This window comes from Methylobacterium sp. 190mf, from assembly GCF_900107945.1.
In the GTDB taxonomy this organism is placed as follows: domain Bacteria; phylum Pseudomonadota; class Alphaproteobacteria; order Rhizobiales; family Beijerinckiaceae; genus Methylobacterium.
The window spans coordinates 1-7883 of record NZ_FNVI01000060.1 but is presented as its reverse complement, the minus strand read 5'-3'; the positions used below and the strand labels follow the sequence as shown (position 1 = coordinate 7883).

Here is a 7883-nt window from a genome sequence, read left to right as displayed (position 1 = left end):
AATATGTGAGCATCCGCTACACCGAGCGCTTGGCCGAGGCGGGCGTCGAACCCTCCGTCGGCAGTGTTGGCGACTCGTACGATAACGCTCTCGCCGAGACGGTGATCGGCCTGTTCAAGGCGGAGGTCATCCATCGACGCGGGCCGTGGCGGTCCTTTGAGGCGGTCGAGTACGCCACGCTGGAATGGGTGGACTGGTTCAACCACCGTCGGCTGCTCGAACCAATCGGCCACATCCCTCCCGCCGAGGCGGAGGCACGCTATTATGCCCAGGCCGAGGTCCAAGCCTTGGCCGCCTGAGCCAAACCAAACGGCCTCCGGAAAACCCGGGGCGATTCAGTGACACAGCCCGATGACGCGGAACTCTCCGGGCAACTGGTCCTCTTCTACGCGGCGATAACCACCTCCGAGGACGAGGCGCTCGCCATCGTGCGCCGTGCCGTCAAGGCGGACGCAGCGGTCGAGCCGACGGGGGGCCGCTTGTCTCAGCAAACGGCCAGCGCACTTGTTCTGGAAGCGGGCCTCGCGCGGGCCCTCTGACACACGCAGGCAAACGCGAGTCCAACGACGGGGCTGGATGCCGCGGTAATCCCGCTCGGGAGCGGTCGCCGATTAATGCGAGGTCCCGCCCTGAGGACTTATCCGCGATCGGGGCCGATTCCATGGCCGAACTGGACCTTCGGAAAGCGCGCGGCGTTGTGCCAACAGGCGGCAAGCTGCGGCTTCGAAGAGGTCCGCACCGCAGCGGACGTCACCCCTCCGCCGGTCCTGCCATCTCGCGGGTCCGCTCAACCATCGCAAGCAGCACCGTGCGGAAGGCCTGCTGCTCCCGCGAGCACGCGCCCGCGTCATCACCACGCCCGAGTTCGACGCGCAGTCCGTCGAGTGCCTTCTCCCGTCGTTCCGCACCGTCCGCGGGCAGGTAACCTGCAGCGGGGCCTCCTGGGCGGCGGCAAGGTCGTCCCGGTCCGCCCGACCGACCGACCAGCGCGAGGTTCGTTCAAGCACCCCTCGTTTTCGGTCATGCATCAAGCCATCAGTGACCGCGCGGGAGTGGCGTCCGGGGCATCAGACCCTCGACGCGCAGCCTCAACCGGGTGGCGCGGATTGCCTCCACGGTCCGCCAAGGAACATCCCTGGCTATGCCCTCGGTCTCGAGCTCCGTGAGCTGATCAATCAACTGTCCCTGCTCCTGAAGGCCGGGGTGCTGCGACATGCGGACGATCATCCCGATCAGCTTCCGCATCACTGGGCACATCAGCGGGCGAACGAACTCTACCATACCGTGCAGCCATGGTGGTCGGACATCGCCTTAGCCTCGACCGCTGGTCTTCATGGCAGCCGAGACCGTACCCTTGTTCGAGGGCGCCGCCGCGTTGGTCTTGGGCACGGGCTTCTTTGGCTTCTTGGTCTCGCGATTCCCGCGTTTCTTGTCCGTTGCCATGATCCCGCTCCTCGATACGCGTGGCAGATTCGATAACGACCTTCACCCCTCCGACTTCGGCTGGTCCGCCAGCGCCCGGATTGCGGTCGCGATCGGGAAGTCGAACGCGCCGAGCACGGTGACGAGGCGGCTGCCGGCCCAGAGTTCGGCATGGTGCCCGGCGATCAATCCCTTTGCCTGCCGCTTGGCGTCCCCGTCGTCGCGGGCCGTGATGATCGAGGTCGCGACCACGCCACCGCTCGGAGCGAGCCGATGAACCTGATAGGCGCGGCGCGCGTGCCTCGAGCGGGGCTTTGCGGGGAACTTGATGAGGTCTGCCATGCGCGCCTGTCCGTTGCAGGCGGGGGCATGAACCCTCAGCCACCGGAGCCTGGAACAGCCGATCCGGTGATCTCGGCACTCTGCGCCTTTCCGATCGACAAAGATAGTCCTGACGGGGACGCGTGTTCCCGCATCCTGCCAAGATCTCGGTAACGCCGCGAGCATGGGAAGCATCTGTCACAACCGCTTGAACGGCGGAGCCGGCGCGAGGCACTGAATGTTCGCGCGTGAACAGCTCTTGAGACCCGTCAAGCGACGGGAATGTTCGCGAAGCGATGATTGACGATGGCCGGAAGCAGCTAATCCGAGGCGTACCATTCCGACATTAATCTTGAGCCGGAGCCGCCTCCCCCCATTCCCGGTCCTGCTCCGCGAGCAAGGCGGCACGACGGGCCGCGAGCGTCTCCGGTTCCGCCGCCGGAGCGTCCAAGGGCGCCTGGAGAGGGAGAGAAGCGATCGGCCTGTCCCCTTCCAGGACGCGGGCGATGGTCGTGATGATGCGATCAACATCGCTAGACATCACGATGCCCGTGCCGATGAGTTCGAGGCGTGAACGGCCGGCCAAATCCGCGCAGGACCCTCCGGCGAAGCCGAGCGCTGCGATGTCGTCGGCGTGCAGAGGCAGGCGTTCGACCAGCATGTGCCGCAGCCGTCCGAGCCTTCGCTCGCCGGTAGCCTCGGCCGTGTGCATGTCGCGGGCGCCCGGCACCCAGCGCGCCAGCTCGGCGAGGATGAAGGTCCGAACGCGTTCGACGCGGACCGGGCCGAACTTTCTGATGCTGGCGATCGCGTCCGGTGAGCTCTCGGCCAGAAGGCCGAGATCCCGGTACCCGGCCTTGCGCAGACGGGCCCGCAGGGAGGCCGTCAGGAAACCGCGGCCCAATCCCGACGCTGAGAGCAGCTGAAGCGCGTCAGGCGGCAGGTCCTCGAACAGCGGGAGCCTCGCGCTGATTTCGCCGAAGAGGCTATCGGACCGGGTTGTGCGACGTGATCGGCCGGGCATCGCCGTCGCCGATAGGGCTACTTCCAGCGCCCCGCAACGCTCAGCCATCGCGCGCCGTCACGGTGCCGGCTTGCCCACCACCGTGTGACGACGAACGAGCGAGGCCCGACCCAAGAGCCGCCGGTCCGCCTCGGAGCGACAAAGCGGAGGCGCGGCTTTCCACTCCGTTGACCACGCTTTAAACGGGCGCGTGCGAGGCCGGGATCCGAACCGGCCGCTCCTCAGGCGGCGACGCGAACCCGCTCCGAAGCCTGGCCGATGGCGGCGATGACCGCGTCCGGCGCCAGATGCTGGATCATGTGGCCCAGGCCGGGCACGACGATGAGGTGACTGTCCGGCAGTTCGCCGTGCAGGCGCTTCGACTGCCGATCGACATCGGCGATCTGATCGGCTCCGCCCACGATGATCACCACCGGGAGCCTCAGGTCGCGGTAGTGCTTCTGAAGCTCGGCCGCCGCCGGCGTCATCAAAGCGGCGTCCTCTGCTGACGCCCGCAGCTGGATCGGCCGCAGCATCATGGCCTTCGGGAACCCTCGGTCGAAACGCTCCGTGACCGCGGCCGGCGCGAACATGGCCTTGAGCAGGGCGGGCTGCAGGATCCGGCCGATCACGGGCGAGATCGAGTGGCGCATCAGGTCCCCGATGCCGGGGAGCGCCACCGGGGACGCGAGCACCACATCGGCGTGCAGCGTCGGGTAATAGTACCCGGACGCCAGGACGAGGCTGCGCACGAGCTGCGGGGCCTGTAGCGCGAGGGCGACCGCGACCAAAGCCCCCCAGGAGTGTCCGAGGACGACGGCTTGGGCAACGCCGAGCTGCTGAAGCGCCTTCTGGAACAGCGTCGCGTGAGCGCGCGGCGTCCAGAGCCCGCGCGGGCGGTCGCTGTAGCCGTAACCGGGTCGGTCGAAGATGATGACGCGGTGGCGCTCAGCCAGATCGTCGACGATGCCGCTGGCGAGAAAGTCCTGGATCATCATGCCGTTGCCGTGGATCAGCACCAGCGGCTCGCCGGCCCCCCGCTCGACGTAGTGCAGGCGCACGCCATCCACGATGAGGAACGCGCCGATCGGTGGCGTCCGTCGCTCGGCCTGCTTTGCCTGGGCGGCCGCATAGAGGGCGGACGCTCCCAGCGCGGTCGCGGAGCCGAGCAGGGTCGGAAGCAGCCACGCTGTTCTTGAACGGCCTGTCATGGGATTGATCCTGTTCACTGGAATGGGGCGTGCCTTCCGATTGCCGAGGGACGGCGAGTCCCCTTCCCGCCAACGGGAGGAGGCGCCGGTCCGCCGTTTCCGGCGCGGCAAGCGGACGGTGTCGGCAGGATGACGTTGGCAGGGCGCTCGGTCGGCGCCGCCAGACGGCACGCGGGACGCATGGGTCTCGGCGCGGCTCCGGTCGGTCTCGCTTGAACAGGCCGAAGGCTCTTACATGCCCGGCGGAGCGATGACCCGGTTGGAGGCACTGCCGTTGCGGTGGCGGCGCCTATCGCGCGGCCTGCCAACGCACCGTCATCCGACGAAGGGCTAAATCGCCATTCGTCTCCGAAGCGCCCTCCGAATCGAAGGATCGGGCCGACTGGCGTACGATCACATCGTCCCGCGTGATCGACCAGTCGAACCGGCCGGGCTCCTTCGCCGATGGCATGACCTGTAACTTGTGGGGATTGGGTCTGAAAACGATCATCTGATCTGTTCAATGCTCCGATAAGAACCGTTTCTTGATCTTCCAGGACCGAGATTGTCGGTCCTTTGGCAGTCACGCCGACGGCGCCTGACTTGTTTCAGTCGCGGAGGCGGACGCATGCTTCCATGCCTCGACGCTGGCTGCCGTGCTCGCCAGTTGCGACGCCAAGTATTGCAGCGCTTCCGTGCAACGACCGTCCTCGCGGCGCACATCGGCAGCGCGAGCCCGATCGTCGCTCGCCGCGACAAGCGAGTCTGCAACGAGCGTCAGTCGTTCGGCGACGCGCCGCATCGATTGCGGCCCGGTGAAGCTGGTCCGCGCATCAGTGGCGACGGCCTGAATCAGACTTCCGAGATCAGGCTCGAGAACCATCTCCCAGTGCTGGGCATAGTTTGACGCCATCATCTGGCACTTGGTGAACCAGCTGAACTCCAAGCCTGTAAGTCTGGGTTGAGCCATAACGCACTCCTTGCTGAAGGGGCTGAATTCACGCGCATGGAGACAGCCGAAAGCCGCTGTCCTGCCGAAGCGCCGGCAGATGACGTCACCGTTTGCTCAGGTGGCCCCGCCGACTGGCGACGTTGAGACGCTCCATCATGTCGAGGGTCGTCCCCGAGGTTCGGCATGCCGGGAACTCAGCGCATCACCTGCTGACTGACGTCAGCACGCGACAGGACCCGCGTCCGTCCGACGACACAGTCGCGCGTCGCGGCGATCGCACGCAGGATGCGGCGATCTTCATAAGATGGTGTGTCGAAAATATTTTACTAGATCCAATAAATATAAATCTGGCGATTCATCGCAAATTGCAAATTTGTCCGGGAAAACACGAAACAGGCGCCGATATGAACGAAATAACTTTCTGGGCGTTTTCAGTACGCAAGCTTCCGTTGCTGCCGTCAAGGAAATCCGCCATGCTCAATCAGAAACGTTTTGGACGCAAAATATCGATTCCCTCGACGATGGAGATCAAGCGCGATCTGATGGACATGGCGCATGCGGACACGATCGTGAAGTCCTTGAAGAGTCGTGGCCTGACCAGGGACGAATTCGAGGACGTGGTTTCGGGCCTGGTCGATGACGGTCTGCTTTCGCTGGAGCGAGCTCAGGTATTGACCCTCAGATTCGAGCGCACAGACCCTCAAAGCCCAAGTCTCGTGGATGATCGTGACGTGCGATGATCTGGGAAAGCGACAGCGAAGTGGCTTGGAGATGCGTGCCGCGGATGGCTCTGTCGGCGAACGCCTCGGCAGACCGTGGCGCAGTCTCGTGACCTGACGCCTGTTGCCGGTCCCCTCGGGGAAGTGTCGGCGGGCGGTGCCGTGCAGGCCACGTTTTTGCCGAGGACTCGAATAAGGGGCCGATCGCGGGCAGCATGACCGCCGAAGGCAACGGCACGTGACACGCATCGCGCGGATTGGTCCTGTGCCATTGTCGAGGCCCCAGCCGCCGACCTGCCGTTCTGCACGGACGAGACGCGCTTGGCCGAGGGCCGCAGGGATGAGCGCGGCATCGGCGTAGCTGCCGGACCGGCTTGATCAGGCCAGGATGTCCGCGATCAGATGGCGGTTCGCGCGGATGGACGTGATGGTCCGGTCAATCTCGCGCAGAAGCAGTTCCGCGGCGGCACGGGTCTCCGGGCTATTGAGCGGGCCGGCGACGATCCGTGCCTGCTGGGCCCGGCGCAGCTCGGCCGCGGCGAGGTCCTGTTCCGCCTGTGCAAGGATGTCCCGGAGGTAGGCGTCGGGCGGTGTCGGCATGGTGGCAGCGTCCCGTCCATGACAAGGATCCCGCCGCGCGACCCGGTCATGGGCAACGCGGCTTCGACGAGCCCACAGGTCAGGCGGTGAAGATCTGCAGGAGGGCTCCGAGGCTCCCCAAGGCTGCGGTGCTGATCCCACAGACGAGGACGATATCCCCACTCGCTATGTGCTTCGACACCGGTGCAAACCGGTAGGCTGCAGACGTCAGCGCGATGCCGAGCAACGCAATCGCCAGAGCGACGGCCATCAGAATTGTCATGACAATGATCCTTGTCCGCCAGCGGCGGGACTGACCATCGCGCGGACAAGTGTAACGCGTGAAAGAGACGAAATATCCGCCCGCCCCAAGCCAGATTTTTGATTGTCAAAACTCTTCGCGATTTCAGGCGAGACAGCTGCTTTTCACAATGGAATCGTCGCTGGTCGGCGGAGCTGTGACCTGACTGATCGTCATGCCATTCTCCAACACAGTCCTGCTTGAGCGGCCCGATCAGGGCGGACGATCGCGCAGGTTGATCCGCGCGGCGCGGAGATCGGTCGATCGAAGGAGGCGGTTCGAATCCGCTGTCCCCCGCTGAAGGGGCCGTTTGGGCGTTTTGCCCCGGCTTCCGGATGAGCGGGACCCGCCGTCCCATTATAAGATTAGCACTTCCATGCGGCGAGTGCTAATAATGGGTCGATCGGGCGGCGATGACAGTCTCGCCGTTATCTGTCCCGCGACAGCGCCAGTCATGTCGGTTGGATCTCGCTTGGGAACGATCAGGATCTCACGATGAAATTCCGTCCGCTGCACGACCGCGTGGTGCTCCGTCGCATCGAAGGCGAGGAGAAGACCAAAGGGGGCATCATCATCCCCGATACGGTCAAGGAGAAGCCGCAGGAGGGCGAGGTCGTCGCCGCGGGACCGGGCGTGCGCGACGAGGCCGGCCAGATCATCGCGCTTGAAGTGAAGGCCGGCGACCGCGTCCTGTTCGGCAAGTGGTCCGGCACCGAGGTCAAGATCGACGGTCAGGACCTCCTGATCATGAAGGAATCCGACATCCTGGGCATCGTCGCCTAGCCCGGCTCGGGCGGCGCGGAGCGTCGTGACGATCTGCCCTTCGAGGCGCCCGCTGGGGTGCGCCTCGGGGCCAAACGACAGATGATGAGGGTCCTGCCATGTCCGCCAAAGACGTCCGCTTTTCGGTCGATGCTCGCGATAAGATGCTGCGCGGGGTCGAGCTTCTCGCCAACGCGGTGAAGGTGACGCTCGGCCCGAAAGGCCGCAACGTCGTGATCGAGAAGAGTTTCGGCGCCCCCCGCATCACCAAGGACGGTGTGACGGTCGCCAAGGAGATCGAGCTCGTCGACAAGTTCGAGAACATGGGCGCCCAGATGGTGCGCGAAGTGGCCTCGAAGTCGAGCGACGCTGCCGGTGACGGCACCACCACCGCGACCGTGCTGGCCGCCTCCATCGTCCGGGAGGGCGTGAAGTACGTCGCCGCCGGCATGAACCCGATGGACCTGAAGCGCGGAATCGATCTGGCGGTGGCCGCGGTCGTGAAGGATATCGGTTCACGCGCCCGCAAGGTCGCCTCGTCCGACGAGGTCGCCCAGGTCGGCACGATCTCCGCCAACGGCGACAAGGAGATCGGCGAGATGATCGCCCACGCCATGCAGAAGGTGGGCAACGA

At 65.3% G+C, this 7883-nt stretch carries 12 protein-coding genes; 5 read left to right on the top strand and 7 right to left on the bottom strand.

The features are described 5' to 3' along the window. Both C4T42_RS30985 and C4T42_RS30980 read left to right on the top strand, forming a co-directional pair. Window positions 1-299, top strand: a 299-nt coding sequence (locus tag C4T42_RS30985) for an integrase core domain-containing protein (RefSeq protein ID WP_146074102.1), incomplete at its 5' end; no start/stop codon positions are given. Window positions 300-338: 39 nt separating this feature from the next. Then, on the top strand, window positions 339-539 hold the full coding sequence (locus C4T42_RS30980; protein ID WP_020096519.1) for a hypothetical protein: 201 nt from the start codon (window positions 339-341) through the stop codon (window positions 537-539). Between the two features lie 496 nt (window positions 540-1035). On the opposite strand, the gene C4T42_RS30975 is transcribed toward C4T42_RS30980, so the two are convergent. The 5 genes from C4T42_RS30975 to C4T42_RS30955 all read right to left on the bottom strand — a co-directional run bounded on the left by C4T42_RS30975 (window position 1036) and on the right by C4T42_RS30955 (window position 4906). Beyond that, window positions 1036-1245 (bottom strand): hypothetical protein, encoded by a 210-nt coding sequence (locus C4T42_RS30975; RefSeq protein ID WP_103986542.1) that lies wholly within the window; start codon window positions 1243-1245, stop codon window positions 1036-1038. Between the two features lie 240 nt (window positions 1246-1485). Beyond that, window positions 1486-1764 carry a hypothetical protein gene (locus tag C4T42_RS30970; RefSeq protein WP_042675125.1) on the bottom strand — a complete coding sequence of 93 codons (279 nt, stop codon included), beginning with the start codon at window positions 1762-1764 and terminating at the stop codon, window positions 1486-1488. Between the two features lie 325 nt (window positions 1765-2089). After that, window positions 2090-2815 carry a hypothetical protein gene (locus tag C4T42_RS30965; protein WP_234083213.1) on the bottom strand — a complete coding sequence of 242 codons (726 nt, stop codon included), beginning with the start codon at window positions 2813-2815 and terminating at the stop codon, window positions 2090-2092. Between the two features lie 173 nt (window positions 2816-2988). After that, entirely contained in the window at window positions 2989-3957 is a 969-nt protein-coding gene (locus C4T42_RS30960; protein WP_020096515.1) for an alpha/beta hydrolase, read from the bottom strand. A 562-nt stretch (window positions 3958-4519) separates the two neighbouring features. Next, window positions 4520-4906, bottom strand: coding sequence for a hypothetical protein (locus C4T42_RS30955; RefSeq protein ID WP_146074101.1), 387 nt, complete (start codon window positions 4904-4906; stop codon window positions 4520-4522). A gap of 137 nt (window positions 4907-5043) precedes the next feature. On the opposite strand from C4T42_RS30955, the gene C4T42_RS31780 reads away from it, so the two are divergent. Continuing rightward, on the top strand, window positions 5044-5628 hold the full coding sequence (locus C4T42_RS31780; RefSeq protein ID WP_146074100.1) for a hypothetical protein: 585 nt from the start codon (window positions 5044-5046) through the stop codon (window positions 5626-5628). Between the two features lie 357 nt (window positions 5629-5985). Here C4T42_RS31780 and C4T42_RS30945 read toward each other — a convergent pair whose 3' ends face one another. Beyond that, window positions 5986-6207, bottom strand: coding sequence for a hypothetical protein (locus C4T42_RS30945; RefSeq protein WP_103986540.1), 222 nt, complete (start codon window positions 6205-6207; stop codon window positions 5986-5988). Between the two features lie 79 nt (window positions 6208-6286). Then, window positions 6287-6469 (bottom strand): hypothetical protein, encoded by a 183-nt coding sequence (locus tag C4T42_RS30940; protein WP_103986539.1) that lies wholly within the window; start codon window positions 6467-6469, stop codon window positions 6287-6289. A 513-nt stretch (window positions 6470-6982) separates the two neighbouring features. On the opposite strand from C4T42_RS30940, the gene groES reads away from it, so the two are divergent. Then, window positions 6983-7270, top strand: coding sequence for a co-chaperone GroES (gene groES / locus C4T42_RS30935; protein WP_020096510.1), 288 nt, complete (start codon window positions 6983-6985; stop codon window positions 7268-7270). 98 nt (window positions 7271-7368) lie between these two features. Continuing rightward, window positions 7369-7883 (top strand): TCP-1/cpn60 chaperonin family protein (locus C4T42_RS30930; protein WP_280177414.1); only part of this gene is annotated, 515 nt, incomplete at its 3' end.